Origin of the sequence: Brucella sp. NBRC 113783 (assembly GCF_040372265.1) — a bacterium.
In the GTDB taxonomy this organism is placed as follows: Bacteria; Pseudomonadota; Alphaproteobacteria; order Rhizobiales; family Rhizobiaceae; genus Brucella; species Brucella teleogrylli.
Genome location: NZ_BAABRX010000010.1, coordinates 44,667 through 70,473, shown reverse-complemented (window position 1 = coordinate 70,473; position 25,807 = coordinate 44,667). Strand labels below are relative to the sequence as shown.

Below are 25,807 nucleotides of genomic sequence, written 5' to 3'. Positions count from 1 at the left end.
CGAGAAACTCAGAGACAAAGACACAATAGCAACTTGCAAGAGGATGCCGGAAACGGCGGCTCGATCATCACCCGTTGTGTTAATGCTTTTTCACACGATGCCAGTTAATGCGGTCTTAATTTCATCGTTCCAAATTTACGCATTGGTAGCCACTGTAAAATCAGGGTTAAATTTCCGCACACAATTGATTAACCATAGCGCGTTGTCAGCAAAATTGTGACACGCTTTTGCGTCAGGAACTGCGCGAAAACAATTTGAGCGATTCCCTTGAAGGAAGAACCGTTCTAAACCGAATCTGCGAAGGCGGCTTTGCTTTGTGATTTCGCTCGTTTAAACGATAGTAAGGGGAATTAGGGATCGGATGGTTGATGCGCTGGCCTAAATTCGCACGCCTTGTCATCGCGCTCGTCATTCTTTGTGCCGCGGCAGCAGCGACCTTGCTGGCCGTGGTGCCTTTCATCGTCTCGACCGACGCAATCCGCGTGCGTGTGGCGCAGGAAATAAGCGCCTGGACCGGCTATAGTGTCGAATTGCGCGAAGCCCCGCGCCTCAAAGTGTTCCCCATGCTGCGCGCTTCGCTGAACGGCGTCACCTTGAGCAAGATGACGGATCAGGGCCAGAAACCCTTCATGAGCGCTGCCCGCATCGATGTGGAACTGTCGCCGCTCGATGCGATCATGGGGCATATCTCCTTTTCGGAAACGCAGATCGTGCGCCCGCATGTCAATCTTGATGGGCCGGTTTCCAATTTCCCTGCCTTGCTCGATGCCATTGCCAATTCCAACGGTCGGCTTGGCACGGCCATCCGCGCCCAGCGCGCCTTGCAACAGCGCGGCACGAACAACGACACGCAGGCCACCGAACAGGCATCGCAGCCTTTTGGCCGTGTGGTGGTGCGCGATGGCACGGTTTCGTTTCCGCGTGCCGAAAACGGCGCAGACACCGCGAAAGACGAACAGCTGACCAATGTGAACATGACGCTGGAATGGCCCCAGACGTCGAGCGCAGCGACCTTGCGCGGCAGCGGCAAATGGCGCAACGAAGAATCGCAATTCAGCATCACGGCAGCGCAGGCTTTGCCGCTTCTGGCAGGCGGCACGTCCGACGTAACGGCGAGCCTCACGGCCAATCCGCTGAGCCTGACCTTTCAGGGCAAGGCCAATATTTCGGAAGACCGCTTCTTCGAAGGGGACCTCAGCGCCAAGACGCCGTCCTTGAGCGGCGCGGTGCGGTGGCTGAGCCTGCCGCCGATTGCCGGCAGCTCGGAAGTCGGGGCTTTCTCGCTGGAATCCACCATCACCGCCACGCCAAAGCGCTGGAAATTTGCCGATGTGAACATGACCGCCGGTGACAGCCTCGCCAAAGGCGTGATCGAGATCGGCCTCGAACAGGAACAGCCCGCCGTCACGGGCACACTCGCCTTCGACAAGCTGGACCTGCGCAGCCTTTTTGCCGCTTTCGTGCCCTTGCCGGATACAACCGCGCGCGCGCCGAATGATCGCGGCAATGTCGACACCATCAATACCAGCTTCTTCGACCGCTCCGAATTCGACCTGCGCCTTTCCGCCCAGAATGCTACGGCAGGCCCTGTGGCGCTGACGGGTGTTGCGGCGGCGATCCAGATTCGCGGTGGCCGCGCAATTTTCGACATTGGCGACGCCAAAGCGTTCAATGGCACCTTGCAGACGAATGTGCAGATCGTGCGCGATCTCAAGAGCGCCACGGGCGAATTGCGGTTCAACGCCAGCGATATTGAAAGCACACAGTTTCTCACCGCGCTTGGTTTCGAAAAGCCGTTCATCAGCGGCAAGGGCAATGTTTCGCTGTTCATGAAGGGGCCGGTCAATCGCTGGTCCAGCCTGCTTTCCGGCGCGCAGGGCAATGTATCCGTGCAGTTGAACAACGGTCAGATGCAGGGATTTGCCGTTCAGGATTTTCTGACCAAGGCTGAGAGCGAGCGCTTCTTCGCGCTGGAACGGAAAGATAATGTTGCGCTGGCCTTCAACCGGCTCGACCTCAAGGCCAATCTTTCCGAAGGCGTGGCATCGCTGGAAAGCGCGCGCCTCGACACATCGGATGGCACGCTCAATCTGGCGGGCATCGTGCCTTTCGTGGATCGCAGTCTTGCGCTGAGCGGCGAAGTCATCTTCCCCAACAGCCAGCCGGAAACGCCGCAACAGCAACCGCAGGCAGGAACGGAAGGCCAGCCAGCGCCCGCGCCAGCTGAAAACGCCACGCCCGCCAAGCCGCCGCTGCATTTCTTTGTCGGCGGTTCCTGGGACCGGCCTTTCATTTCCCCGTCCTCAATGGGATCGGCGGGATCGGGCGGATCGGGGCAATAAAGCCCCTTCCCCCCTGTTTAAGACATACGGAATGCCGCCTGCTCATCGCGGCGGCGCTGCACTTCGCGGCGCTTGTTGACGATGGATGCGACGATGACACCTGTGGTCACCAGCCCAATCAGGATGGTGCAGATCGCGTTGATTTCCGGGGTCACGCCAAGGCGCACCTGGCTGTAAATCTTCATCGGCAGGGTGGTTGCGCCCGGCCCTGACGTGAAGCTCGCGATCACCAGATCGTCGAGCGACAGGGTGAAAGCCAGCATCCAGCCGGACACCACGGCAGGCAGGATCACCGGCAGGGTGACCTTCATGAAGGTTGTAACTGGCGGCGCACCAAGATCCATCGCCGCTTCCTCCAGCGAACGGTCAAAGCTCACCAGACGCGACTGCACCACGACGGCGACGAAACACATGGCAAATGTGATATGCGCCAGCGTGACCGTCCAGAAACCGCGGTCGAAATTCATCGCCACGAAAAGCAGCAGAAGCGACAGACCAGTGATGACATCTGGCATGACCAGCGGCGCATAGACCATGCCGGAAAACAGGATGCGACCGCGAAAGCGGGTATAGCGCGTCAGCGCCAGTGCCGCGAGCGTGCCCAGCACGGTTGCAATCGTTGCCGACAGGAAGGCGACGCGGATCGTCACCCATGCCGCATCCATCAGCGCCTGATTGCGGAACAGTTCCCCATACCACTTGGTCGAGAAGCCTGCCCAGACGGTCACCAGCCGGGATTCGTTGAAGGAATAGATGACCAGCAGCACGATGGGCAGATAGAGGAAGGCGAAGCCGACAACCACCGATGCGATATTGAAACGGGACCAGTTGTTGTTCATCGCTTATTTCCCCTTTTCCTGCTGGCGCGCCTGCACCTGCTGGAAGATCACAATCGGCACGATCAGCAGGATCAACAATACCACCGCCACAGCGGACGACACTGGCCAGTCGCGATTGGAGAAGAACTCGCTCCAGATCGTCTTGCCGATCATCAAGGTCTGCGATCCGCCCAGAAGATCGGGGATCACGAACTCGCCGACAGCCGGGATGAAGACAAGGAAGCAGCCCGCCAGAACACCGGCCAGCGACAGCGGAAAAGTGATTTTCCAGAAGGCGGCAAACGGCGTGCAGCCCAGGTCCTGCGCCGCTTCGATCAGCGAATAATCCATCTTTTCGAGTGACGAATAGATCGGCAGCACCATGAAGGGCAGATAGGAATAGACGATGCCGATAAAGACCGCCGTATCTGTGTTCAAAATGTTGAGCGGCGTATCGATCACGTTGAGCCACATCAGGAACTGGTTCAGCAAACCTTCCGGCTTCAGAATCCCGATCCACGCATAGACGCGGATCAGGAACGAGGTCCAGAACGGCAGGATCACCAGCATCAGCAACGTCGGGCGGATCGTCGTCGGCGCGCGCGCAATGCCATAGGCCATCGGATAGGCCAAAAGCAGCGTGAGGAAGGTCGAAATGGCTGCGATGCGGACGCTCGACAGATAGGCCTTGTAGTAAAGCGGATCGTCGAGCAGCCAGAAATAGTTATCGAAGGAGAGTTGCTTGATCTTCTCCCAGTTCGCCGCAAAGCCCTGCGTCAGATCGAAAGTCGGCATATAGGCCGGGATCGCCATCGCGACTTCCGACAGGGAAATCTTAAAGACGATGAAGAACGGGACGAGAAAGAAAACCAGCAGCCAGAAATAGGGCACCGTGATGACGAGGCGGCTGGCAATGGAAGCGATCAGCTTCTGCATGGTCTTGCCCTCCTCAGGCGGTCAGCACCAGACCGGCATCGGTATCGAAAGAGACCCAGACGCGCTCGTCATAGGTCAGCGGATTTTCCGTCTTGCGGACCGCGTTGAGGCTCGCGGCCTTGATGGTGCGGCCATTGTCGAGGCGGACGTGGAAAACCGTCATGTCGCCGAAATAGGCGATATCCCAAAGCTCGCCCTCGACGGCGTTGACCGCAGCCTCTTCCGGCTTGCTGCGCGAGATGCGGGTCTTTTCCGGGCGCACCGCATACCAGACCTTCTGGCCGGGATTGAGCTCCTCGCGGGTTTCGGTCTGGATATGGAAGCCGAATTTTTCGGTGGCGATTTCCGCCTCGCCATTGGCGGCCTTCACGACTTCACCTTCGATGATATTCACATTGCCGATGAAGTCGGCCACGAATTTGGAACGCGGCGCTTCATAGACTTCCGCTGGCGTCGCCACCTGCTTGATGCGGCCCTTGTCCATGACCGCGATACGGTCGGACATGGTCATGGCTTCTTCCTGATCGTGGGTCACGACCATGAAGGTCATGCCGAGCTTGACCTGCAAATCCATCAGTTCGAACTGGGTTTCCTCGCGCAGCTTCTTGTCGAGCGCGCCAAGCGGCTCGTCGAGCAGCAGCACCTTGGGGCGCTTGGCGACGGAGCGGGCGAGCGCGACGCGCTGGCGCTGGCCGCCCGACAGTTGATGCGGCTTGCGCTTGCCATATTGCTCCAGCTTCACCAGCTTGAGCATTTCGGCAACGCGCGCATCGATTTCAGATTTCGCCATGCCGTCCTGCTTGAGGCCGAAGGCGATATTGTTCTCCACCGTCATATGCGGAAACAGCGCATAGGACTGGAACATCATGTTGACCGGGCGTTTATAAGGCGGAATGCCGCGCATGTCCTGACCGTCCAGCGTGATGCGACCCGATGTCGGCTCCTCAAAGCCTGCCAGCATGCGCATCAGCGTGGTCTTGCCGCAGCCGGAAGCACCCAACAGCGCAAAGAATTCGCGATTGAAAACATTCAGCGACAGATCATCGACGGCAGTGAAATCGCCGAAGATTTTTGTCACATTCTCGAAAGAAATATAGGGCTTGGCCGCCGGATCGTTCCAGGGTGCAAATTTGCGGCGAAAGCTGCCAAAAGATTCCATTCCGTTCCCCTATCGATCTAGCCGTGCCCGATGTTTCGTCAGGTTTTACAAGACGTAGAGCGGCTCTCTGTCCAACAGTGAGCCGCTCTTCACAATGTCATGCCCAAGGGCATTCCGGGATCACACCCCGACTTAGAGCGGCTCCGGTTAAAACGGAATCGGGCAACCGCTCTATCTATTTATTTTTACGCATTATCCTACGCAAAACCGCTACGCACTTTTGCTGGAAATGCTCTAGCGTTCGATTATTACTGGCCTGTGACGATCTTGGTCCAGGCACGGGTAACGACGCGCTGGGTCTTGGTGTCGTAAGGCGTCGGCACGAACAGCTTCTTCATGACGTCGTCCGTCGGATAAATCGCCGGATCTTCAAGGATTTCCTTGTCGATGAATTCCTGCGACGCCTTGTTGCCGTTGGCGTAAAACACATAGTTCGAAGCCTTGGCCGCCACTTCCGGACGCATGATGTAATTCATGAATTCCAGCGCTTCCGGCACGTGCTTGGCGTCAGCCGGGATCGCCATCTGGTCGAACCACATCAAAGCGCCTTCCTTCGGGATCGAGTAACCGATCTCGACGCCCTGATTGGCCTTCTCGGCGCGGTCACGCGCCTGGAAAATATCGCCCGAATAGCCAATCGCCATGCAGATATCGCCATTGGCCAGCGCATTGATATATTCCGACGAATGGAACTTGCGGATATTCGGACGGATCTTCAGATAAAGGTCCTGCGCCTTCTGCAGATCGTCCGGCGACGGCGAATTCGGATCGAGACCGAGATAATTCAGGGCCGGACGCAGCATTTCGCTGGCGGAATCCAGCAGATAAATGCCGCAATCCTTCAGCTTGGCCGACTTTTCGGGGTCAAACAGCACATCCCAAGAATCGATGGTATCCGTGCCGAGCGCTTCCTTGATCTTGGCCTTGTTGTAGCCGATGCCGGTCGTGCCCCACATATAATTGACCGAGTATTCGTTGCCCGGATCGTAGGTGGCAGCGCGGGTGGAGATTTCATCCCACATGTTCTTGAGGTTCGGCAGCTTGTCCTTGTCGAGCTTCAGGAACACGCCAGCTGGAATCTGACGACCCAGGAATTCGCCCGACGGGACAACGAGATCGTAACCGCTGCCACCAGCCAGAAGCTTGGTTTCGAGGATTTCGTTGGAATCATAGACGTCGTAGACGACCTTGATTCCGGTTTCCTTGGTGAAATCCTTCAGGATGGAATCGTCGATATAATCCGACCAGTTATAGATATTGACCACCCGCTCCTGCGCGCTGGCGGAGAATGTGGCGGCGGCGACAACGCTCGTCACGACGGTTGTGGCCAGAAGGAAGGATTTGATCCCCATTTTTTGCTCCATTCTACACGCTCATTTCCGGTGCAGGTACAGGTTTGGATATACTATTCCTTGATTGCACTTTTTTAGATTGCACCGGTTTCGTCAACCGCCTGCGGCCATCACGAACATAAAAAATGCACTCGTGTTTTTATGGTCACTGAAAGTCGAATGCCGAAAGCCCCGCCACCATCTCGTCCAGCCCCAGCGGACGCGTCAGCGGCGGCTCGGCGCGGGTCACGCAGCCTTGCCGCTCGCACAAACGGCAGGCGGGGCCGATCCCTGTATTGCCAGCCTTGGCGATAGCTCCGCCGTAAACGGTTTCCTCCCCCGCATCGAGCGCGCAGCCAAGCAGGATCGCGGTGCGGCGCGGGCGCTCATTAAATGCGCCTTGCGGCCCTTCGAGCGTACGGGCAATGGTCAGGAATGCCGTCCCGTCTGGCAGTTCCGCCGGTTCGACCAGCACCTGCCCCGCCTGCGCAAAAGCCGCATAGACCGGCAGTTTGGGGCACTGGCCGCCAAACCGCGCCGGAAACCCCTCGGCGCCTGCAACGCGCAGCCGATTGCCGGCATGGTCGATTTCCATCACGAAGAAGGGCAGCGCGCTCGCCCCCTGCCGCTGCAAGGTCGTCAGCCGGCTCGCCGCCTGCTGGAACGAAACGCCAAATCGCGAGCGCAGCGCATCGACATCATAGCGCATCCGCACGCTAGCATCGCGAAACTGGCGATAGGGCATCATCAGCGCCTGCGCGGCATAGCGCGCCAGCTCGAACCGGGCGATGCGCTTTGCTTCACCGGAAGACAGTTTCAGCCCTTCGGTCTCTGCGCCGATCACCACCTGCATACGGATCAGCGCCGCCTCCATGGCGATTTCCTGCAACTGATCGAAAGGCGACAGACGCTCCGAAATGAACAGGCGTTGCGAATGGCGGTCATAGCGCCTGCGCCAATTGGGCATGGTAGCGACAGGCAATGTGCGCACCGTGATGCCATGCTCACGCCGCAGCCAATCCTTCAAAGCTGCCGACAGATCGCCATCCGGCTTCAACAACGCGAAAAAACTTTCCGCCTCTTCCTCGATACGCGGATAATGATTGGGCCGTCGCGCCATCACATCGCGCACTTCATCCAGCGGCAGGCGCGTGGCGGAAAGCTGCGCAGCGCTCCCCTCATGCGACAGCAATTGCGAGAGATCGGACAGGCGCTGCTGCTGTTCGCGATAGGCGCGATAAAGCTTCATTATACCCACAGCTGCGTTGGGGGCCGCCTCGCCAATCTCCACCAGTTCCTGATCGCCCGGCAATTCGCCGGTCAAAAGCGGATCGGAAAACACTTCCTTCAGTCCGGTGATCGTCGCGCCGCTTTCTGCCTGCAAACTATCGAGATCGAGCTTGTAAACACTGGCGAGCTTCAACAACAGCTGCACCGTCAAGGGCCGCTGGTTGCGCTCGATCAGGTTGAGATAGGACGGTGAAATGCCGAGCGCTTCGGCCATAGCCGTCTGCGTCAGGGACCGCTCGTTGCGAATACGCCTGATGCGCGGTCCGGCAAAAATCTTGCGTTCGCTCAACTCCGTCCTCCCAAACCCGCAACGGCGACTTTTACAATTCATGACAAAATAGCCGTAAATTCTACTTTTGACAATCTTTACAAATTTACAGAGCCAGTCCGTCAAAGTTCCGACAGCTTAACTTCAATTATCAGGCGTATTTGCTGCTTTTTCTAGCGTCCCACCGACTGCGAATGTAAATTCAGTCACAGAAAGAGCAGCGACCAACCGCTCTTGAAAAACCAGTGATAAGTGTGAGGAGACACCGAAATGACAGATTTTTACAGCCTTATTCCTTCGGCGCCCAAGGGTCGTTTCGACGGTATCGAACGTGCGCATACGGCCGAAGATGTAAAAAGGCTGCGCGGTTCGGTGGAGATCAAGTATTCGCTGGCTGAAATGGGCGCGAACCGCCTCTGGAAGCTGATCCATGAGGAAGATTTCGTCAACGCGCTGGGCGCGCTTTCCGGCAATCAGGCAATGCAGATGGTTCGCGCCGGACTGAAGGCGATCTACCTCTCCGGCTGGCAGGTTGCGGCGGATGCCAACACGGCCTCGGCCATGTATCCGGACCAGTCTCTCTACCCGGCCAATGCGGCCCCGGAACTGGCCAAGCGCATCAACAAGACCTTGCAGCGCGCCGACCAGATCGAAACCGCCGAAGGCAAGGGACTTTCGGTCGACACCTGGTTTGCCCCGATCGTCGCCGATGCCGAAGCAGGCTTTGGCGGACCACTGAACGCTTTTGAAATCATGAAAGCTTTCATCGAGGCCGGCGCAGCAGGCGTGCATTATGAAGACCAGCTCGCTTCGGAAAAGAAGTGCGGCCATCTTGGCGGCAAGGTTTTGATCCCGACGGCAGCGCATATCCGTAACCTCAACGCGGCGCGCCTTGCGGCAGATGTGATGGGCACGGCCACGCTGGTCATCGCCCGCACGGATGCGGAAGCTGCCAAGCTTCTGACCTCGGACATCGACGAGCGCGACAAGCCTTTTGTCGATTACGATGCGGGCCGCACGGCGGAAGGCTTCTATCAGGTGAAGAACGGCATCGAGCCATGTATCGCCCGTGCGATTGCCTATGCGCCTTATTGCGATCTGATCTGGATGGAAACATCCAAGCCGGATCTCGAACAGGCTCGCCGCTTCGCGGAAGCCGTGCACAAGGTGCATCCGGGCAAGAAGCTCGCCTATAACTGCTCGCCGTCGTTCAACTGGAAGAAGAACCTCGACGACGCCACGATTGCCAAGTTCCAGCGCGAGCTGGGCGCGATGGGCTACAAGTTCCAGTTCATCACGCTGGCCGGTTTCCACCAGCTCAACTTCGGCATGTTCGAACTGGCACGCGGCTACAAGGACCGGCAGATGGCAGCCTATTCCGAACTGCAACAGGCGGAATTCGCAGCCGAAGCCAACGGCTACACCGCGACCAAGCATCAGCGCGAAGTCGGCACCGGCTATTTCGATGCCGTGTCGCTTGCAATCACCGGCGGCCAGTCTTCGACCACCGCCATGAAGGAATCAACTGAAACAGCACAGTTCAGACCGGCTGCTGAGTAACACCGGCCATAAAACAGGAGGAACAGTTCCATGAATTCGCCAGCACGCGTCAAGGAAAGAGCAGAAGAACAATCGTCAAGCATGACCACGGATCAGCAGACCGTTATCCGCATGCTCGCCAACGATCTGCATCGCCTCAACTACACCGTCATGAAGGCGGTCGAGGCAGGCGTCTCGGTGGAACTGGTCCGCTCCGCCCGGCATCATGGTGGCGACGGTAACTGGGGTGATCTCTTGATCCCCGTCATCGTCACCCACGAAAAATGATGACGATCCTGACAATCGCCGTCGCCACCATGTTCTTTTATTTTGTGTGCCTTCGGCAACACGGGAATGGCGGCGGTAACTGGGGCGATCTCTTGATCCCCGTCATCGTCACTCACGAAAAATGATGACGATCCTGACAATCGCCGTCGCCACCATAACTATTCTTCATGCCGGTGGCGGCGGCAGCAATCCCACCCCGGCCAACGCCTTCAAAAGGCTTTGACCGGCTCTCTGCCCCATGCCTTCCTTGCCTGAACTCCACCCCGGCTGCCCCCTCCAGCCGGGGATTTTTTGCACCGGAAAAGAAAAACAGGCAGCCGACAGACGCTATTTCAATAAATACAGCATTTATCGAAATTTGAATAATTGTGAATATAAATTTAATTCTATATTGGATATCGAAGTAAAATAAATTATGTGTTTTCAATAAAATCGCAATATAGCGAAAAGGAGAAAAATATGCGTAAGTATATCTTCATTCTTTCAATTGTTTCAAGCGCTTTAATTGCCGAAACAAACTATTCCGCCGCCGCTGCAATGACTGCAGATATGCGCCCGGATCAAGCGGTGCGCGGCCTTATCAACGATTTGTTTTGCTTCTACGAGAAGGGATTTCTCCATCTCGAATGCTGGTATTCATAAACGCAAGTGGCACCCAATAAGCATAAGGATATTCCTATGAATTCACTTCTCATATTTCTGGCGACGGCGCTTATAGCACTGGCATTCGGGCAAAAATATTCGTTTGTTAAAGATGCGAATGCTAACGCGTTAAAAGCGCAGCAAGTATCGAACCCAAATTCCGCAGATCTCAAGCTTCCCATATGCGTTGATAGCCGAGAGTTATGCTCGCCCCGCAAATCGGGACTATAAAGAGGTCGATTGTCTGCGGGTAGCGCATGAACGTCCTCCGCCAACGCCTCCCGCAGATTTTTCTTTATTCTATCCCATATCAGTCAGACGACATGCTGACGCTCGCGAAGGGAAGAACACCGGGCGTTCCAGACAGCGCCACAGATTTACGCAGAAATTTCAGGCCGCACTCAATCGTTATTGACGCCGTGCTTTTTTGACAAAGCATGCCAATAAGATCAATTTCAAACGAATATGAAATATCTTGCAAAAAAATAATTCATTATTGGAATGTATAAATCGAAAAACATTGTGCTTAACTCTAGATGCATTAATTAACATTTAATTTTAAAATTAACATTAGGATCTATATTATGAAGAAATATTTTGTATACACGACACTTGCACTTGCAACCATGGCTGCTACTGCTGGGCAATCTTATGCAAGCCCTCTTCAGGATTCTCAGAGCCAGCTTTCCGCGGACGGCCAGGCCAAGAGCATTATTTGCATCGTAACACCTTTCGGCAAGTGGTGCCCATTTAAGTAAGAACTCACAGATGGAGCTTGGGCATCAGCCCAAGCTTCTCGCGTCAGCAGGTAATTGCCAGGATGCGGAAGGTCCGGCGGATTACCTGTTCCCAAGGCTCCACGCAGCTTGGTCTCAATGGTAACGGCAATCGCATCAGCCCCTCATCACCCGGGCGTCAAGGACAGAACAGTTGCGGTCCGGTGCTCCTGCATGCTCCTGTCTTTTCTGACCGTAGAAAGCCGCAACGATCCTGATCATTCTGGGCATTCAACACCGCCCGGATCACGCAGGATAAAATGTCCGTCCAGTCCATCATCGATAGCGTCGCATTGAAGACCGGCATCGACTCTGCGGTCGCCGAACGCGTTGCGGGGATCATGTTCTCCGTCGTGCAACATGAGAGGCCAGACCTTGCGGCGCGCCTGTTCGACAAAATCCCGGGCGCGGCGGAATTGGCAAACGCCAATGATGTCATGGCACGAAGCACCGAAGGCGGATTGCTCAGCTGGGTCGCCAACGCAGCCGGCAGTGTTGCGGGCGAGAGAATCGGCGCATTGCTGAAGGGGCTCGCCGCGCTGAAAGCAATCGGTCTGACCATGGAGCAGATCAGGCAGGTCGGCTTGCATGCCCTCAGTCACATTCGGGAACTGGACGACCTCCTCGCGGACGAGATCAAAGAGCATTTTCGGAAATTGAAGGCGCGGTTCGGCCTTTAAGACCACCACAACCCTGCCAGCCAGACCCGTTTTCCGGCTCCCAAAAAAGCCTGCTGGCCCCATTTGTCAACCACAGCCGACGCAGCTATCATGCACCCATCGAAATCATTTTCTGGTGATGGATGTCTGCTGATACGACGGAAAAGAAGGTTACGCGTGCGCCGCGTCGCCGTACGCCTGCCTATGTCAAATCCCTGCGTGGGGTGAAGAACTGGAAGCAGGCAACCGAATGGCTGGCCTGGCGGGATATCGAAGACATCGAATGCATCACCCCCGATCAGGCGGGGGTTGCGCGCGGCAAGATGATGCCGTCCAAGAAGTTCACGTCCAACACATCGCTGGCCCTGCCGTCCGCCGTTTTCATGACGACGATTTCCGGCGATTACCCGGAAGACGGCTACGGCTTCCACTATCCCGAAGACGATGGCGATCTCAGACTGTTGCCCGACCTCTCCACCCTGTCGGCGGTTCCGTGGGAATCTGACCCGACGGCGCAGGTAATCTGCGATCTGGTCTATCAGGACGGACGCTTGGTCGAATTCACCCCGCGCAACGTGCTGCGCAATGTCGTCGCCGCATACAACAAGCGCGGGTTGAAGCCGGTTGTTGCGCCGGAAATCGAATTCTATCTGGTGCGCAAAAACCCCGACCCGGATTATCCGCTGACCCCGCCGGTCGGTCGCTCGGGCCGCGCCATTGGCGGCGGACAGGGCTATTCGATTGCGGGCGTCAACGAGTTCGACGAACTGATCGACGATATCTACCATTTCTCCGAGGGTCAGGGTCTGGAGATCGACACGCTGATCCACGAAGAAGGCGCCGGTCAGCTGGAAATCAACCTGCGCCATGGCGATCCTGTCGAACTGGCCGATCAGGTTTTCATGTTCAAGCGCACGATCCGCGAGGCGGCGCTCAAGCACGACATGTATGCCACCTTCATGGCCAAGCCCATTCAGGGCCAGCCGGGCTCGGCGATGCATATCCACCAGTCGATCGTCGACAAGAAAACAGGCCGCAACATTTTCACCAACGAAGACGGTAGCGAAAGCGAAGCCTTCCGCCACTTCATCGGCGGCATGCAGCGCCATGTGCCGAATGCTCTGGTGATGTTCGCGCCCTATGTAAATTCCTATCGCCGCCTGACGCCGGACGCTTCCGCGCCGGTCAACGTTAAATGGGGCTATGACAACCGCACCACGGCCTTCCGCGTGCCGCGCTCAGACCCCAATGCGCGCCGCGTGGAAAACCGCATCCCCTCCTCCGACGCCAATCCCTATCTTGCGCTGGCAGCTTCGCTTGCCTGCGGCCTGATCGGTCTCGTCAACAAGATCGAGGCGGAACAGCCCGCCACCACCAGCGTCAACACCAAGGAAGTGGAACTGCCGCGCGGCCTGATCGACGCCGTGGAACTATTCGAAAAGGACGACGAATTGCGCAATCTGATCGGCAGTTCCTTCGTCACGACCTATGCCGCCATCAAGCGCGCCGAGTTCGAAACCTTCATGGAAGTCATCAGCCCGTGGGAACGCGAGTTCCTGTTGCTTAATGTGTAGGTTAGGGGAGTAGGGGAGTAGGGGAGTAGGGGAGTAGGGGAGTAGGGGAGTAGGGGAGTAGGGGAGTAGAAAATATGCGGGGGCATAGATATGGCAATCAATTCTTATCGCGATATTCTTGCGTGGCAGCAGGCAATGGAGCTGGTAACGGCAATCTATAAATCGACGGAGATGTGGCCAAAAGAAGAGGTCTATGGGCTGACAAGTCAGGTGCGTCGCGCAGCAGTATCAATTCCGGCGAATATAGCGGAAGGTTACGGGCGGGATACACGTGGCGCCTACCAGAACTTTTTGCGTATCGCGCAAGGTTCGTTGAAAGAAGTGGAAACCCATATACTGATTGCTGAGAGATTGGGATTCATCAAACAAGACACTATCGATCCGATCATGGCGAAGAGTGAGAGTATTGGAAAATTACTTAGGCTTCTCATTCGCAAGCTATCGGACGGCTAACACACTCCCTTATTCCCTTATTCCCTTACTCCCCTATTCCCCTACTTCCTTAAAGCGCGGAATCGCCGATGCCCCACCAGTCCCCAATCTCCCCCGGCCTTTCGTGGTACGAAGCGAGCGTGCCCGAGCGGCCAGAATATCCGGAACTTGACGGTTCGCGGCAGGCCGATGTTGTTATCATCGGCGGCGGCTATACGGGGCTTTCGGCTGCTTATCATCTGGCGAAACAGGGCGCAGATGTGGTTCTGATCGAGGCCGAACGCTTCGGCGATGGCGCGTCGGGGCGCAATGGCGGCCAGTTCGGCACCGGTCAGCGCACATGGGCCGAAGATCTTGAAGCCGAATATGGCTTCGAGCGCGCCAAGGCCCTGTTCGATGTGGCCGAAGAAGCGAAAGCCTATCTGCTCGCCTTTGCGAGCGAACATCAGATCGACATGGACTATGTCCCCGGACAGATCTCCGTCGTGCACAAGCCGCGCTATCTCAAGCAATATGAGCGCCATGCGGAACTGATGCAGAGCCGCTTCAGCTATCCGCATTTGCGTTTTGTCACCCGCGATGAAACCGCCTCACTGTTAGGGTCGAGCCGCTATCACGGGGGCGTTTATGATGCGGGCACCGGCCACATCCATCCGCTGAAGCTGCTCATCGGCACGGCCAAGGCGGCGAAAGCGGCGGGTGCGCAGCTTTATGAAAACACCAGGGCAACGGGGATAAGCACGTCCAGCGGGCGTGTGGAAGTCGCGACCACAAAGGGCACAATTGTTGCGAAACATGCCTTCATCGCGGTCAATGCCTATGGCGGGACGCTGGAACCGACCAGCGCATCGCATGTCATGCCGATCCGCTCCTTCATCGGCGCGACGGTGCCGCTGGGCGACGACAGCCCGGTGATACCGGGCGGCGAGTCCGTCGACGATTCCCGCTTTGTGGTCCGCTATTTCCGCCGCTCGAAAGATGGGCGACTGTTGTTCGGCGGTCGCGAAGCCTATACGGCGGATAATCCGCGTGAGATCAGCACGCATATCCGCCGCCAGATCGCTGAAATCTATCCCGCACTCGGCAATGTCGAGATCACCCATGCCTGGGGCGGCTCGGTCGGCATAACCATGCCGCGCCAGCCTTTTGTCCGCGAAGTGATGCCCGGCGTCATATCGGCAGGCGGTTATTCCGGCCATGGGGTGATGCTGGCGAATTTCATGGGCAAGCTTTATGCCGACACCATTTCCGGCAAGCGCGACAAACTGAGACTGTTCGAAGAACTGCGCATTCCCGCCTTCCCCGGCGGGCGCACATTCCGCGCGCCGCTGCTCTTCCTTGCGCTGTCATGGTATGCGCTGATGGATCGGATATGAAATGAAGGCGAGGCGCCATTTGGCGCCTCGCCTTTCTTCGACCTGCATTTTTGCAGACCGCTCCCCTTACACTATTTGCTCCCCGGCCCTCAAAGCCAGACGCTGATAGGTTTCCTCCACCACGTCACGCATCGGCAGAACACCGCTCAGGCACAACAAAGCGCGCATATGCTCGCGTCCGCCCTCATAGCCCATGATCGGCGCGAAGGGCTGCATCACGATGTTCGGCTCGTCGGTATAAAGCTCCTGATATTCCGCAAAGTTCATGAAGCTCTTATAGCTGTCGCCCAGCAGCAGATAGGTCTCCACCGCAGCCCCTTCGGCGAATATCGCTTCATGGCTGTCGAGCAGAATATTGTAGTAGTCGATTGCTTGCTCCATCGGGACACGCGTGATGGAACGCCCGTTGACGAGATCCTTGGCGCGGATCAAAACGCCGTCGATGAAAAGCGCATGGTTGGGCGACAGATAAAGATCGCGTCGCGGCGTCATGCGGTCGAGCGCGTGACGTGCAATGCGGATCGGCATCACGTCCTCGCCCCATTCCGCACCGCCCTTCCTATAGCGCTGCCAGCCGACCCATTTCACCGGCACCACCTTGCAATTGGCGGTCACGACAAGATCGCCAACGGCCAGTTTTTCAACGGCAACGGGTCCGCTCATTGTTTCAACCAGCGTGCCTTTCAAAAGGCAGTTGGTGCCACCGCCGCCGTCACCGCCGCCATCCTCCCACCATTTCGTCCCCAAGGCGCGGGCTGGCGTTGTGAGAGACGACGCCAAAGCGCCAAGCGCAGCGGCCTTTGCGGCAGCAGCGCCCGCCACTCCTAAAAAATGGCGTCGCGCACGATTGCGTGGTGAATGCCTGTTTTGTTGTTCTGTCGACATAAATCCCTCCGCTCCGTCTGTCTGTTTCGACGCATCGCCAGCATCAAGCGCCGCGCGCTTTTGCCGGAAATGCAGTTGAACATCGGCCAGAAAACCAGTGCGGAGTTTTGCAAAGCACGATGCGCAGATTGAAAACCCGAAACGCCGCTCGCCATTACGTGGAAATTCGTCGTTTCGAACGCTTTGCCCCAAGACTACGTTTCTGATCTTAGCCGATCATGCCCCGCTGAATATTCCGGCAAAACGGACGAAACCCTCCATAAACAGGCGTAAAACCTACCTCCAAAGGTGCAGGTTTTTGGCATTTTCCCGTCCGTCTCAAAGCAGTGCGAACTGATCGAGATTAATTCCCATCATCTGAAACATCCGATTCCACTTCTTGTCGAAACGTCAAAAATAATATACCCCCCTATTTTATAGGAGGCCGCGATATGGGCACGCATCATCCGTATGAACGTCAGCTGGAAGCGCGGCACGACCATGTGTTTCTGGGTGACAACCACCGGCGCAACGAGCGGCGCACGTGGATCGTCATCGCCATTACCGCCGCAATGATGGTGATCGAGATCGTTGCCGGGAACCTTTATGGTTCCATGGCGCTGGTTGCCGATGGCTGGCACATGTCCACCCATGCAGCAGCGATGCTCATCGCAGCACTCGCCTATCTCTATGCCCGCAAGCACGCCAACAATCCGCGCTTTACCTTCGGCACCGGCAAGCTCGGCGATCTGGCGGGCTTTGCCAGCGCCATCGTTCTAGCACTGATTGCGCTGCTGATCGGCTGGGAAAGTTTCCTGCGTTTCAGCGCCCCGGTCGCCATCAACTTCCATGAAGCCATTCTGATTGCCTGCCTCGGCCTCGCGGTCAATCTCGTCTGCGCCTGGCTGTTGAAAGACGATCACGCGCATCACCACCACGGACATGACCACGCCCATCACCACGAAAGCGGTCACGACCAGAACTTGCGCGCCGCCTATATTCATGTGCTGGCCGACGCGCTGACTTCGGTGCTGGCGATTGCCGCCCTTCTTCTCGGCAGTCTTTACGGGTGGCTCTGGCTCGATCCGGCCATTGGCATTGTCGGTGCCTTGGTGATTGCGCGCTGGTCCTGGGGCCTTATTCGCGATGCGGGCGCGACGCTTCTCGATTACATCCCTGAAGGCGAGGACCTCCCCGAAGAGATCAGTGAAATCATTGAGAAGGAAGGCGGCGAAATCGCCGATCTGCATGTCTGGCAGCTTGGGCCGGGCCATCACGGCGCCATCGTGTCGATTGTCACGGCCACGCCAAAGGCGCCGTCCTATTACCGCAAGAAGCTTGCAGCGATCCACGATTTGTCGCATGTGACGGTGGAGGTGGAAGTCCGCCTCGCCTGACATATCGCAAAATCAGGAGTCCCCATGACCCATACCCTCCGCGAAAAGCAGAAGCTTATCAACCGCGTGCGCCGCATTCGCGGGCAGCTTGAAGGTGTGGAGCGGATGCTTGAGGAGGAAAAGGGCTGCTCTGAAGTCATGCAGGTGATTGCCGGTGTGCGCGGCGCGGTGAACGGGCTGATGGCCGAGGTGATCGAGGATCATATTCTCATGCATGTCGCCGATGGTGATCTGCCGCAGAAGGAGCGCGACGAAGGCGCTGGCGAACTTGTGGACGTGGTTCGCGCCTATCTCAAATAATGTGAGCACAGCGCTCATATTTCATCAACCCGTGCTATCAGAGACATAATCCTTCGACAGATTCGGATTTTCTGCATGGCGACAGGTTCAGCCTCCACCGACAAGACGCACGCAATCCCCTCAACCGTGTGGGTTCTGGGCGTTGTCAGCCTGTTGATGGATATCTCATCCGAAATGGTGCAGACGCTGCTGCCGCTTTATCTGGTGGCGGGATTGGGCGCATCCGCGATGACGATCGGCTTTATCGAAGGCCTGTCGGTTGCCATCGCCACGGTGACCAAGCTCTTTTCCGGCGTGATATCCGACTGGACTGGCCGCAGAAAGCCGCTCGCGGTGGCAGGCTATGGTCTCGCCGCCCTCTCCAAGCTGATCTTTCCGCTTGCCACCACGGCTGGCGGCATCGTCACCGCCAAAGCCATCGACCGCGTTGGCAAGGGCATACGTGGCACACCACGCGACGCCCTGATTGCCGATGTGACGCCGCCGGAAATTCGCGGCGCGGCCTTTGGCCTGCGCAAGTCACTCGATACGGTTGGCGGCTTTGTCGGTCCGCTTGTCGCTATCGGCCTGATGGTGGCGACAGGCGGCAATATTGTCGCGATCTTCTGGATTGCCGTTATCCCGGCCTTCCTTGCGGTTGCGCTTTTGATCGTCGGTATTCGCGAGCCGGAAACACCCCCTGCCCGCTCTAAAGGCTTGCCCCGTTTTGCCGATACGGGAAAACTGAACACCGCCGTCTGGATCGTCATCGCCGTCGCGTCGGTCCTGACGCTTGCCCGGTTCAGCGAAGCATTTCTGCTGCTCAAGGCGCAGGAAGCCGGTTTTACCGCCGCTTGGGTGCCAATCACCATGGTCGTCATGCATGCCGTCTATGGGCTGACCGCCTATCCCGTCGGCAGCCTGTCGGACCGGATGGGCCGCAAGGGCCTGCTCGCCGCAAGCCTCGGCTTTCTCGTTGCCGCCGATCTGGTGATCGCTCATTCAACGACGATCTATCCGTTTCTGGCGGGTATTGTCCTGTGGGGCCTGCATATGGGCTTTTCACAAGGCATTCTGGCGACGCTTATCGCCGATACCGCACCCCCGCATCTCAAAGGCACCGCCTTCGGCATCTTCAATGTGATCACCGGCTTTGTCATGCTGGCGGGCAATGTCGGCGCTGGCTGGCTATGGGAAGCCTATGGCTCGTCCTCGACCTTCCTCGCCGGAGCGATCCTTTCGGCCATAGCGCTTGTGAGCCTGCTCGCGCTTCCCGGAACGCCTAAAGCGGCATCGCCGAAGTCTGCTTGACCGTCTGGCTCGGAACGTCGGTCTTCAGGTTCTGCACGCCTTTGATGCGGCTTAGATATTCCGACTGGAAACGCCGATATTCCTCGATATCCGCCGCGACCACGCGGATCATCGCGTCGTAATCGCCCAGCATGAAATAACATTCCAGCACTTGCGGCAGCTTCAATATTTCGCGTGCAAACTCCTGAAGCGTTTCCTCATCCTGCCTGTCCAGCCGGATGCGGGTGAAGAAGGTCAGCCCCTTGCCGATCTTGGCCGGATTAAGCACCGCAACATAGCGGTCGATCACGCCCGCCTCTTCCAGAAGCTTGACCCGCCGCAGACACGGCGACGGCGACAGCCCGACCTCGCGCGCCAGATCATTATTGGCGATGCGCCCGTCGCGTTGCAGCACACGCAATATCCGCTTGTCGATCTCGTCCAGCTTCATTGGCCACCGATTTCATTTACACCCAAACTATTGGCATTTTCTGCCAAATATTAATGCCATACACTAGCTCCCACAAGGCAATTGCTCAAGATACTGATTACATTAGCGAATACTTCCAGACCAGCGCACCGCATGCGCGAATTTCCGGCAAAGGTTATGAAGCGGCCAGTTTGCCGCGCAAAGCCAGAAAGAGATCAAGTGGTTCCAGCAGCTGTGTCTGGACTGGGAACCACGCGGATAAGGGGCAGCCGCGAGGCCAGCCAACGGGATTTTTATGGATATTCCACCGTTCTATGCATCTCAAGAAAGCACATTTAGCAGCCATCAAATTAGAAGGTCAGAATTCCGCCGCGGAGCCATTGCCGTGCTTCCGGTTCTGCTGGGTGCTTTTCCCTATGCCATGGTTATGGGCGCGCAGGCTGTACACAAAGGCCTCAGCCTGTTGTCCGTCATGTTGATGGCCGGCATGAACTTCGCGGGCGGTTCGGAGTTTTCGGCAATCCGGCTCTGGACGTCGCCACCGCATGTCCTGCTCATCGCGGCGATTACCTTTCTGGTCAACAGCCGCCATCTGCTGATGGGTGCCGCCCTTGCGCCCTTCATCAGCCATTTGCCGAAGCGCACGGCCTTCATCAGCCTGTTCCTGATGTGCGATGAAAGCTGGGCGCTTGGTCTAGCCGATGCGAAGCACCGCCAGTCTAAGGACGTCAACCCGGCGCTGAGCCTGAAATTTTATATGGGCGTTGCCATCCCATTCTACGTGGCATGGCTGTCCGCCGCCACGTTGGGCGCTGTCCTCGGACCGATGGTGGGGGATCTCCGCCCCTATGGCTTCGACATGGCGTTTCCGGCGGTCTTTCTGGTGCTGCTCGCAGGCATGTGGAAAGGCCTTAACGCAGCGCGTCCGTGGTTCGTCAGCCTCGCCGTCGCCGCAGTCACCTACCTCACCATTCCAGGCGCATGGTATGTCGCCGCTGGCGCAGTTTCCGGCCTCGTTGCAGCCTATCTTCTGGCAGATGCAGAATGATTGACCCCTTAGTCCTGCTCACCATCATCGCGATGGCCAGCGTCACCTATCTGACCCGCATCGGCGGCTATGTACTGCTGCGCAATCGCACACTCAGCAAACGGTCGATGGCGGTGATGGAGGCCGCGCCCGGCTGCGTACTGATTTCAGTCATCGCACCGGATTTCGTCTCCGACAGGCCCGCCGATCTTCTGGCGCTGGCGATTACCGTTCTCGCCGCCACGCGCTTTTCCATGCTGCCGACCGTGCTGATCGGCATCGGCACTGCCGGTCTTTGCCGCCACTTTATCGGATAGCTTCTATATCGCCCCGCGCTTCATTGGCCACGAATTCCATTTATGCCGATATTGTTGGCATTCACTGCCAAATATTGCTGCAATCGGCCAATCTTTGCAACCCGATTGCTCAAGACATTGGCTATATTGCCGTTCGCTCTCAAGCAAAGATGCTGGGGTAATAGACAAGGGGCAGCCGCGAGGCCAGCCAACGGCGGTTTTATGGATATTTCACAGGCCTATGTGCCACAGCAAAGTAAACCGGCGTCGGAATTCCGTCGGGGTGCCACCGCCGGACTACCGGTTTTGCTAGGCATTATTCCCTATGCTCTGGTGCTGGGCGCGCAGGCTGCACAAAAGGGCCTAAGCGTCCTCGAAGTGCCGTTGATGACGGGCCTGAATTTCGCGGGCGGCTCTGAATTTGCCGCGATCCAGCTCTGGACCTCGCCGCCGCATGTTTTGCTCATTGCCGCGATCACGCTTCTGGTCAACAGCCGCCATCTTTTGATGGGTGCCGCCCTTGCGCCTTTCATCCGCCATCTGCCAAAGCGCAAGGCTTTCGCCAGCCTGTTTCTGATGTGCGATGAAAGCTGGGCGCTCGGCCTCGCCGATGCGAAGCGCCGTCAGGCGAAGGGCGTCAATCCGGCGCTGAGCCTCAAATTCTATGCCGGTGTCGCCATCCCGTTCTACATTGCATGGGTGCTTTTCACCACGCTGGGCGCGGCCTTTGGCCCGATGATGGGCGACTTGCGGCCCTATGGTTTCGACATGGCGTTTCCGGCGGTGTTTCTGGTGCTGCTGGCAGGCATGTGGAAGGGCTTTGCCGCAGCGCGCCCGTGGCTGGTCAGCCTTGTTGTCGCCGCCGTTACCTATCTCACCATTCCCGGCGCTTGGTATGTCGCCGCCGGTGCACTCTCCGGCCTCGTTGCCGCCTATCTTCTGGCAGGTGAAGAATGATCGATCCGTTAGCCGTTCTCACCATCGTTTTGATGGCCAGCGTCACTTATCTGACCCGCATCGGCGGATATGTACTGCTGCGCAATCGCACACTCAGCAAACGCGCGACCGCCGTTATGGAAGCCGCGCCCGGTTGTGTGCTGATATCGGTGATCGCACCGGATTTCGTCTCCGACAAGCCCGCCGATCTTCTGGCTCTGGCGATCACCATTTTCGCCGCCACGCGCTTTTCCATGCTGCCGACCGTGATCATCGGCATCGGTGCTGCCGGTCTCTGCCGCTACCTGATCGGATAGCGGCAGCACAGGTCAGTGCAGGTGCTGCAACTTGTCGGGATTGCGGACGACATAGATCGCCGCAATCTTTCCGTCTTCGATATCGAGCGCCGTGGTCTGGATCTGACCATCCGATTCCAGCGAGATGAAGCCCGGCAGACCATTGATGAAGGTGGTGCGCACCAGCGTTGAACCATTGGCCCTGAAATAGCCGGCAAGCTTCTCGTGAATTTCCATAACATCGGTAAAGCCGAAAATCGGCTTCGGGAAGGCCGGGCGTTTTCCGCCGCCATCCGCATGCATATGCACGTCGGCGGCCAACATGGTGCCCAGCGCATTCATGTCGCCGCTACGCGATGCCGTGAAGAAAGCCTGCGCCAGCTCAATCCCGCGCTCTCTATCGACCTGAAAACGCGGTCGTTCTTCGCGAACATGCTTGCGCGCGCGGGTCGCGAGTTGTCGGCAGGCCGCCGCATCGCGCTGAATTGTTTTCGCTATTTCGTCGAAGTCGAGACCGAAGACATCGTGCAGCAGAAAGGCCGCGCGTTCCAGCGGTGAAAGACGCTCCAGCGCCAGCATCAACGGCAGGGTCACATCGTCGTCTTCCTCTTCCTCCTCGACCACCGGATCTGGAATCCACGGGCCGAAATAAGTTTCGCGCTGCCGCTGGCCGGATTTAAGCCGGTCGAGACAAAGCCGCGTCACCGTGCGCCGCAGGAAGGCTTCCGGCTCGCGCACCGCGCTGCGGTCGGCGTTCATCCAGCGGATGAACGCCTCCTGCACCATATCTTCCGCATCGGCGACGGAGCCGAGCATGCGATAGGCGACACGGATCAGTTTCGAACGCAGCGGATCGAAAATCTCCGCTGCATCGTCATGCGCCGCCCCCCCTGCCATCAGGCGACCGCCTCAGCAGTCTTTTGGGCCGGAGCCTTTGCCGCCGCTGGTTCAAACCAGAGGCCGAAGCCAACGGCCATGCGGTTCCAGCCGTTGATAATATTGATCATCAGCGTGAGATTCACCTGTTCCTCCTCCGTAAACTGCGCCTGCAGGGCCTTGCGCGCTTCGACAAGATCATGCCCCTGCGAGAGACGCGTCAGCGCATCCACCCAGCCAAGAGCCGCCCGTTCCCGCTCAGAATAGCATGGCGCTTCCTGCCAGGCCGAGAGCAAATAAATGCGCTGTTCGGTTTCGCCCAGCGCGCGGGCTTCAATCGTGTGCATGTTGATGCAGTTTGCACAGGCATTGATCTGCGACGAGCGGATTTTGACCAATTCGATCAGGCTCCCTTCCAGACTGGCAGCAACGGCTTGCGAGGTGGTCATCCAGGATTTCATCAGGGCAGGAGCAGCATTGAATGGGTTCAGCGTGGCAGTCATGGTCTCGTTCCTTTCGGGTTTGATTTGATGGTTCGAAAGACATGACGAGCGAGCATCGCTGAATGTGACATGTGGGCAAAAAAATTTTTGCCGATAGGCGTTATTTTCCAAGTTCTCCCATAATCCATGCCCGAAAAGCCCGGATTTTCGGCACGTTACGGCGGGATTCGGGATAGACCAACCAATAGGAACGGCCATCATCGCAGAGGAGGTCGAAAGGCTGGATCAACAGACCCGCCGCAACTTCCGCCGTGTGAAAGGCAGGGGTGAGGATACCCATACCGAGGCCTGCCGTGGCCGCCCGCCCTTCCAGATGCTGCGCGCCCAGTCGGTTCTGCGTGTTGCCCCGCAGTTGCGGATCAGGAACACCAGCGGCTTCGAACCACAGCCGCCACCAAGGATCGCTGGCATCGATGGCGGGCAGGCGCAACAGATCAGCCGGCTCGCGCACCCCGCCAATGCTTGCCGCAAGTTTCGGGCTCAGCATGGGCGTGAACTGCGCCTTGATCAGCTCATGACTGACCAGCCCCGGCCAGTGGCCGGTGCCGGTGCGGATGGCGAGATCGACCTCGCTCTGGGTGAAATCGATCAGCTGGTCATTGGTATCGAGCCGCACCGCCAGAAGCGGGTGCTCCATCTGGAACGAACCAAGGCGCTGAACCAGCCAGTTGGCGGCGAAAGTGGCGACCGAGCTGATCGTGAGCACGCCTTCCGCATCCTCCCGCAACGTGGCGAAAGCCGTGCGCATCGTTTCAAAAGCCTCTGTAATGGACGGCGCCAGTCGCTCACCAAGCTCGGTCAGTTTCACTTGTCGCGGCATGCGCAGAAACAAGGGCGCGCCGACCCGCTCCTCCAGCATCTTGATCTGATAGCTGACGGCGGCCTGCGTCATGCCAAGCTCTTCCGCAGCCTTGGTAAAGCTTGCATGACGGGACGCGGATTCAAAGACGCGAATGGCGGATAAAGGGGGTAGCGACGACACCATGATACATAAGCCCTCCTTATGTATGGTAATCGACGTTCAATTGGAAAACAACAGCTTTTCCGGCCATATCTATAGGCAGAATTTAACTGAGCTGTCTCCCACAGTTCACAAAAGCAAAGCCGGAACCATGCAAAATATCGAGATCAATGCACCAGCCCATGCAGGCGCTTGCGCTGCGTCTGGCCCTGCCGGCAAAGCCACCACAGGCTGGTATCGTCTTTTCACCCGCTTGTTTCAGCGCAAGCCAGCGCCCTATGTCGTCAGCGAACACTCGCCCGACTATCTGCTGCGCGACCTTGGCCTCATGGAAGGGCGCACCTCCCGCCTCCCGCGCGGCGGACACAGACTGCCGGATTGGCGCTAACTCAAGCGCTGATAACGGCAAATCCCCGCGCCTTCAGGCCGCGACGATCCTCGTGCAAACTGCTGACGAGACGGTCGCGGCTGCCGCCCAGATGCGCGCTCAACAGCTTCGCCGCCTCGTCGGCGTCGCCTTCGCGCACCGCATCAAGGATCGCGTGATGCTCACGCCATGCGCGGGCAAGGGCCGCTTCGTCGCGCACTTCCAGCCAGCGCGCTCGTGACAGGCGCTGCATCGCATCACGCACGCCACGGCTCAAAAACTCATTACCCGACAGTCGCGCCAGTTCGATGTGGAAATCCATGCCGACCCGATGCCATTCCTCCCGCGAGGTTTCGGCGTCGCAACTGTCCAGCATCGCGCCAATCGGCTCGACGCCGCTGCGCTCATCAAGCGTCGCAGTCAGCCGGATCGCCGCCACTTCCAGCGCCTCACGATAAACGCCGATCTGATCGATTTCAGCAAGATTGATCGGCGAAACCGTCCAGCCGCGCCCTTCCCGACAGACCAGCCCTTCGGCTTCCAACCGCAACAGCGCGGCGCGGATCGGCGTGCGCGAGGCGGCGAACTGCGTCTCCACCCAGCGCTCGGTCAGGCGTTCGCCCGGCCCAAGCTCAAGCCCCAGGATCATGTCGCGGAGTTGCGTTTCCACTTGCCTCATCTGTGACATTGCCGACCGGTCTCCTGGAGCGGTTCCGGTTAAAACGGAATCGTGGAACCGCTCTATCTAGTTGTTTCACGCATTATCCCACGCAAAACCGCTACGCACTGTTGCTGGAAATGCTCTCGTTCACCACACCGTGAATGCTTGTTCCTGACGGGAGTTGACAAGACGAA

General features: G+C 57.8%; 28 protein-coding genes. 16 read left to right on the top strand and 12 right to left on the bottom strand.

What is annotated here, in order from left to right; translation table 11 throughout:
• Positions 1-368 precede the first annotated feature (368 nt).
• On the top strand, positions 369-2,342 hold the full coding sequence (locus tag ABWW11_RS21860) for an AsmA family protein (RefSeq protein WP_109367049.1): 1,974 nt from the start codon (positions 369-371) through the stop codon (positions 2,340-2,342).
• 17 nt (positions 2,343-2,359) lie between these two features.
• Here ABWW11_RS21860 and ABWW11_RS21855 read toward each other — a convergent pair whose 3' ends face one another.
• The 5 genes from ABWW11_RS21855 to ABWW11_RS21835 form a co-directional block, all read right to left on the bottom strand.
• Positions 2,360-3,181: an ABC transporter permease gene (locus tag ABWW11_RS21855; protein ID WP_109367048.1), complete on the bottom strand. Its 822-nt coding sequence runs from the start codon at positions 3,179-3,181 to the stop codon at positions 2,360-2,362.
• A 3-nt stretch (positions 3,182-3,184) separates the two neighbouring features.
• The gene (locus ABWW11_RS21850) at positions 3,185-4,096 is read right to left on the bottom strand and encodes an ABC transporter permease subunit (RefSeq protein ID WP_109367047.1); all 912 of its coding nucleotides are present in this window, start codon (positions 4,094-4,096) and stop codon (positions 3,185-3,187) included.
• 13 nt (positions 4,097-4,109) lie between these two features.
• The gene (locus ABWW11_RS21845) at positions 4,110-5,255 is read right to left on the bottom strand and encodes an ABC transporter ATP-binding protein (RefSeq protein WP_121539089.1); all 1,146 of its coding nucleotides are present in this window, start codon (positions 5,253-5,255) and stop codon (positions 4,110-4,112) included.
• Between the two features lie 248 nt (positions 5,256-5,503).
• Entirely contained in the window at positions 5,504-6,607 is a 1,104-nt protein-coding gene (locus ABWW11_RS21840) for a polyamine ABC transporter substrate-binding protein (RefSeq protein WP_109367045.1), read from the bottom strand.
• Between the two features lie 145 nt (positions 6,608-6,752).
• Positions 6,753-8,165: a helix-turn-helix domain-containing protein gene (locus ABWW11_RS21835; RefSeq protein WP_109367044.1), complete on the bottom strand. Its 1,413-nt coding sequence runs from the start codon at positions 8,163-8,165 to the stop codon at positions 6,753-6,755.
• A gap of 249 nt (positions 8,166-8,414) precedes the next feature.
• Here ABWW11_RS21835 and aceA point away from each other — a divergent pair, with 249 nt between their 5' ends.
• Positions 8,415-9,704 carry an isocitrate lyase gene (gene aceA, locus ABWW11_RS21830; protein ID WP_109367043.1) on the top strand — a complete coding sequence of 430 codons (1,290 nt, stop codon included), beginning with the start codon at positions 8,415-8,417 and terminating at the stop codon, positions 9,702-9,704.
• Positions 9,705-9,734: 30 nt separating this feature from the next.
• Positions 9,735-9,971, top strand: a complete 237-nt coding sequence (locus ABWW11_RS21825; protein WP_006473055.1) for an SMc00767 family acetate metabolism repressor — start codon at positions 9,735-9,737, stop codon at positions 9,969-9,971.
• Between the two features lie 112 nt (positions 9,972-10,083).
• Here ABWW11_RS21825 and ABWW11_RS21820 read toward each other — a convergent pair whose 3' ends face one another.
• Positions 10,084-10,398 carry a hypothetical protein gene (locus ABWW11_RS21820; RefSeq protein ID WP_124916082.1) on the bottom strand — a complete coding sequence of 105 codons (315 nt, stop codon included), beginning with the start codon at positions 10,396-10,398 and terminating at the stop codon, positions 10,084-10,086.
• A 32-nt stretch (positions 10,399-10,430) separates the two neighbouring features.
• Between ABWW11_RS21820 and ABWW11_RS21815 the strand changes: the two genes are divergently transcribed.
• The 5 genes from ABWW11_RS21815 (at position 10,431) to ABWW11_RS21795 (ending at position 15,430) form a co-directional block, all read left to right on the top strand.
• On the top strand, positions 10,431-10,613 hold the full coding sequence (locus tag ABWW11_RS21815) for a hypothetical protein (RefSeq protein WP_109367042.1): 183 nt from the start codon (positions 10,431-10,433) through the stop codon (positions 10,611-10,613).
• 1,036 nt (positions 10,614-11,649) lie between these two features.
• Positions 11,650-12,069, top strand: coding sequence for a hypothetical protein (locus tag ABWW11_RS21810; RefSeq protein WP_109367041.1), 420 nt, complete (start codon positions 11,650-11,652; stop codon positions 12,067-12,069).
• Between the two features lie 122 nt (positions 12,070-12,191).
• A complete protein-coding gene (locus tag ABWW11_RS21805) occupies positions 12,192-13,622 on the top strand; it encodes a glutamine synthetase family protein (protein ID WP_109367040.1) in 1,431 nt (476 codons plus the stop codon).
• Positions 13,623-13,712: 90 nt separating this feature from the next.
• A complete protein-coding gene (locus tag ABWW11_RS21800) occupies positions 13,713-14,075 on the top strand; it encodes a four helix bundle protein (RefSeq protein ID WP_109367039.1) in 363 nt (120 codons plus the stop codon).
• A 68-nt stretch (positions 14,076-14,143) separates the two neighbouring features.
• A complete protein-coding gene (locus ABWW11_RS21795) occupies positions 14,144-15,430 on the top strand; it encodes an NAD(P)/FAD-dependent oxidoreductase (protein ID WP_109367038.1) in 1,287 nt (428 codons plus the stop codon).
• 66 nt (positions 15,431-15,496) lie between these two features.
• Here the strand turns inward: ABWW11_RS21795 and ABWW11_RS21790 are convergent, their stop codons facing one another.
• The gene (locus ABWW11_RS21790; RefSeq protein ID WP_109367953.1) at positions 15,497-16,315 is read right to left on the bottom strand and encodes a Hint domain-containing protein; all 819 of its coding nucleotides are present in this window, start codon (positions 16,313-16,315) and stop codon (positions 15,497-15,499) included.
• A 431-nt stretch (positions 16,316-16,746) separates the two neighbouring features.
• Here ABWW11_RS21790 and dmeF point away from each other — a divergent pair, with 431 nt between their 5' ends.
• The 3 genes from dmeF to ABWW11_RS21775 all read left to right on the top strand — a co-directional run bounded on the left by dmeF (position 16,747) and on the right by ABWW11_RS21775 (position 19,281).
• Positions 16,747-17,691 carry a CDF family Co(II)/Ni(II) efflux transporter DmeF gene (gene dmeF, locus ABWW11_RS21785; RefSeq protein WP_109367037.1) on the top strand — a complete coding sequence of 315 codons (945 nt, stop codon included), beginning with the start codon at positions 16,747-16,749 and terminating at the stop codon, positions 17,689-17,691.
• A 24-nt stretch (positions 17,692-17,715) separates the two neighbouring features.
• Positions 17,716-17,991 (top strand): metal/formaldehyde-sensitive transcriptional repressor, encoded by a 276-nt coding sequence (locus ABWW11_RS21780; protein WP_109367036.1) that lies wholly within the window; start codon positions 17,716-17,718, stop codon positions 17,989-17,991.
• A gap of 75 nt (positions 17,992-18,066) precedes the next feature.
• On the top strand, positions 18,067-19,281 hold the full coding sequence (locus tag ABWW11_RS21775; RefSeq protein WP_121539084.1) for an MFS transporter: 1,215 nt from the start codon (positions 18,067-18,069) through the stop codon (positions 19,279-19,281).
• On the opposite strand, the gene ABWW11_RS21770 is transcribed toward ABWW11_RS21775, so the two are convergent.
• Complete coding sequence (locus ABWW11_RS21770) at positions 19,253-19,711, bottom strand: Lrp/AsnC family transcriptional regulator (protein WP_109367034.1); 459 nt, start codon at positions 19,709-19,711, stop codon at positions 19,253-19,255. The genes ABWW11_RS21775 and ABWW11_RS21770 overlap by 29 nt on opposite strands.
• A gap of 274 nt (positions 19,712-19,985) precedes the next feature.
• On the opposite strand from ABWW11_RS21770, the gene ABWW11_RS21765 reads away from it, so the two are divergent.
• From ABWW11_RS21765 to ABWW11_RS21750, 4 genes are all read left to right on the top strand, one after another.
• Complete coding sequence (locus tag ABWW11_RS21765) at positions 19,986-20,738, top strand: AzlC family ABC transporter permease (protein WP_109367033.1); 753 nt, start codon at positions 19,986-19,988, stop codon at positions 20,736-20,738.
• On the top strand, positions 20,735-21,034 hold the full coding sequence (locus ABWW11_RS21760) for an AzlD family protein (protein WP_109367032.1): 300 nt from the start codon (positions 20,735-20,737) through the stop codon (positions 21,032-21,034). Before ABWW11_RS21765 ends, ABWW11_RS21760 begins: the two co-directional genes overlap by 4 nt.
• A 201-nt stretch (positions 21,035-21,235) precedes the next feature.
• A complete protein-coding gene (locus tag ABWW11_RS21755) occupies positions 21,236-21,970 on the top strand; it encodes an AzlC family ABC transporter permease (protein ID WP_109367031.1) in 735 nt (244 codons plus the stop codon).
• The gene (locus ABWW11_RS21750; RefSeq protein ID WP_109367030.1) at positions 21,967-22,266 is read left to right on the top strand and encodes an AzlD family protein; all 300 of its coding nucleotides are present in this window, start codon (positions 21,967-21,969) and stop codon (positions 22,264-22,266) included. The genes ABWW11_RS21755 and ABWW11_RS21750 overlap by 4 nt, the downstream gene beginning before the upstream one ends.
• 12 nt (positions 22,267-22,278) lie before the next feature.
• Here ABWW11_RS21750 and ABWW11_RS21745 read toward each other — a convergent pair whose 3' ends face one another.
• The 3 genes from ABWW11_RS21745 to ABWW11_RS21735 all read right to left on the bottom strand — a co-directional run bounded on the left by ABWW11_RS21745 (position 22,279) and on the right by ABWW11_RS21735 (position 24,609).
• On the bottom strand, positions 22,279-23,142 hold the full coding sequence (locus ABWW11_RS21745) for a sigma-70 family RNA polymerase sigma factor (RefSeq protein WP_109367029.1): 864 nt from the start codon (positions 23,140-23,142) through the stop codon (positions 22,279-22,281).
• Complete coding sequence (locus ABWW11_RS21740) at positions 23,142-23,624, bottom strand: carboxymuconolactone decarboxylase family protein (protein WP_109367028.1); 483 nt, start codon at positions 23,622-23,624, stop codon at positions 23,142-23,144. The genes ABWW11_RS21745 and ABWW11_RS21740 overlap by 1 nt, the downstream gene beginning before the upstream one ends.
• Before the next feature lie 100 nt (positions 23,625-23,724).
• Positions 23,725-24,609: a LysR substrate-binding domain-containing protein gene (locus ABWW11_RS21735; protein WP_109367027.1), complete on the bottom strand. Its 885-nt coding sequence runs from the start codon at positions 24,607-24,609 to the stop codon at positions 23,725-23,727.
• Between the two features lie 127 nt (positions 24,610-24,736).
• Here ABWW11_RS21735 and ABWW11_RS21730 point away from each other — a divergent pair, with 127 nt between their 5' ends.
• The gene (locus tag ABWW11_RS21730; protein WP_109367026.1) at positions 24,737-24,973 is read left to right on the top strand and encodes a hypothetical protein; all 237 of its coding nucleotides are present in this window, start codon (positions 24,737-24,739) and stop codon (positions 24,971-24,973) included.
• Position 24,974: 1 nt separating this feature from the next.
• Here ABWW11_RS21730 and ABWW11_RS21725 read toward each other — a convergent pair whose 3' ends face one another.
• Positions 24,975-25,640: a GntR family transcriptional regulator gene (locus tag ABWW11_RS21725; protein ID WP_109367025.1), complete on the bottom strand. Its 666-nt coding sequence runs from the start codon at positions 25,638-25,640 to the stop codon at positions 24,975-24,977.
• Positions 25,641-25,807 lie beyond the last annotated feature (167 nt).

Bases quoted from the DNA above. Each gene is read 5' to 3' on its own strand.
- ABWW11_RS21860 (WP_109367049.1), top strand. From the start codon at position 369: ATGCGCTGGCCTAAATTCGCACGCCTTGTCATCGCGCTCGTCATTCTT.
- ABWW11_RS21855 (WP_109367048.1), bottom strand. From the start codon at position 3,181: ATGAACAACAACTGGTCCCGTTTCAATATCGCATCGGTGGTTGTCGGC.
- ABWW11_RS21850 (WP_109367047.1), bottom strand. From the start codon at position 4,096: ATGCAGAAGCTGATCGCTTCCATTGCCAGCCGCCTCGTCATCACGGTG.
- ABWW11_RS21845 (WP_121539089.1), bottom strand. From the start codon at position 5,255: ATGGAATCTTTTGGCAGCTTTCGCCGCAAATTTGCACCCTGGAACGAT.
- ABWW11_RS21840 (WP_109367045.1), bottom strand. From the start codon at position 6,607: ATGGGGATCAAATCCTTCCTTCTGGCCACAACCGTCGTGACGAGCGTT.
- aceA (WP_109367043.1), top strand. From the start codon at position 8,415: ATGACAGATTTTTACAGCCTTATTCCTTCGGCGCCCAAGGGTCGTTTC.
- ABWW11_RS21825 (WP_006473055.1), top strand. From the start codon at position 9,735: ATGAATTCGCCAGCACGCGTCAAGGAAAGAGCAGAAGAACAATCGTCA.
- ABWW11_RS21815 (WP_109367042.1), top strand. From the start codon at position 10,431: ATGCGTAAGTATATCTTCATTCTTTCAATTGTTTCAAGCGCTTTAATT.
- ABWW11_RS21810 (WP_109367041.1), top strand. From the start codon at position 11,650: ATGTCCGTCCAGTCCATCATCGATAGCGTCGCATTGAAGACCGGCATC.
- ABWW11_RS21805 (WP_109367040.1), top strand. From the start codon at position 12,192: ATGTCTGCTGATACGACGGAAAAGAAGGTTACGCGTGCGCCGCGTCGC.
- ABWW11_RS21800 (WP_109367039.1), top strand. From the start codon at position 13,713: ATGGCAATCAATTCTTATCGCGATATTCTTGCGTGGCAGCAGGCAATG.
- ABWW11_RS21795 (WP_109367038.1), top strand. From the start codon at position 14,144: ATGCCCCACCAGTCCCCAATCTCCCCCGGCCTTTCGTGGTACGAAGCG.
- ABWW11_RS21790 (WP_109367953.1), bottom strand. From the start codon at position 16,315: ATGTCGACAGAACAACAAAACAGGCATTCACCACGCAATCGTGCGCGA.
- dmeF (WP_109367037.1), top strand. From the start codon at position 16,747: ATGGGCACGCATCATCCGTATGAACGTCAGCTGGAAGCGCGGCACGAC.
- ABWW11_RS21780 (WP_109367036.1), top strand. From the start codon at position 17,716: ATGACCCATACCCTCCGCGAAAAGCAGAAGCTTATCAACCGCGTGCGC.
- ABWW11_RS21775 (WP_121539084.1), top strand. From the start codon at position 18,067: ATGGCGACAGGTTCAGCCTCCACCGACAAGACGCACGCAATCCCCTCA.
- ABWW11_RS21770 (WP_109367034.1), bottom strand. From the start codon at position 19,711: ATGAAGCTGGACGAGATCGACAAGCGGATATTGCGTGTGCTGCAACGC.
- ABWW11_RS21765 (WP_109367033.1), top strand. From the start codon at position 19,986: ATGGATATTCCACCGTTCTATGCATCTCAAGAAAGCACATTTAGCAGC.
- ABWW11_RS21760 (WP_109367032.1), top strand. From the start codon at position 20,735: ATGATTGACCCCTTAGTCCTGCTCACCATCATCGCGATGGCCAGCGTC.
- ABWW11_RS21755 (WP_109367031.1), top strand. From the start codon at position 21,236: ATGGATATTTCACAGGCCTATGTGCCACAGCAAAGTAAACCGGCGTCG.
- ABWW11_RS21750 (WP_109367030.1), top strand. From the start codon at position 21,967: ATGATCGATCCGTTAGCCGTTCTCACCATCGTTTTGATGGCCAGCGTC.
- ABWW11_RS21745 (WP_109367029.1), bottom strand. From the start codon at position 23,142: ATGGCAGGGGGGGCGGCGCATGACGATGCAGCGGAGATTTTCGATCCG.
- ABWW11_RS21740 (WP_109367028.1), bottom strand. From the start codon at position 23,624: ATGACTGCCACGCTGAACCCATTCAATGCTGCTCCTGCCCTGATGAAA.
- ABWW11_RS21735 (WP_109367027.1), bottom strand. From the start codon at position 24,609: ATGGTGTCGTCGCTACCCCCTTTATCCGCCATTCGCGTCTTTGAATCC.
- ABWW11_RS21730 (WP_109367026.1), top strand. From the start codon at position 24,737: ATGCAAAATATCGAGATCAATGCACCAGCCCATGCAGGCGCTTGCGCT.
- ABWW11_RS21725 (WP_109367025.1), bottom strand. From the start codon at position 25,640: ATGTCACAGATGAGGCAAGTGGAAACGCAACTCCGCGACATGATCCTG.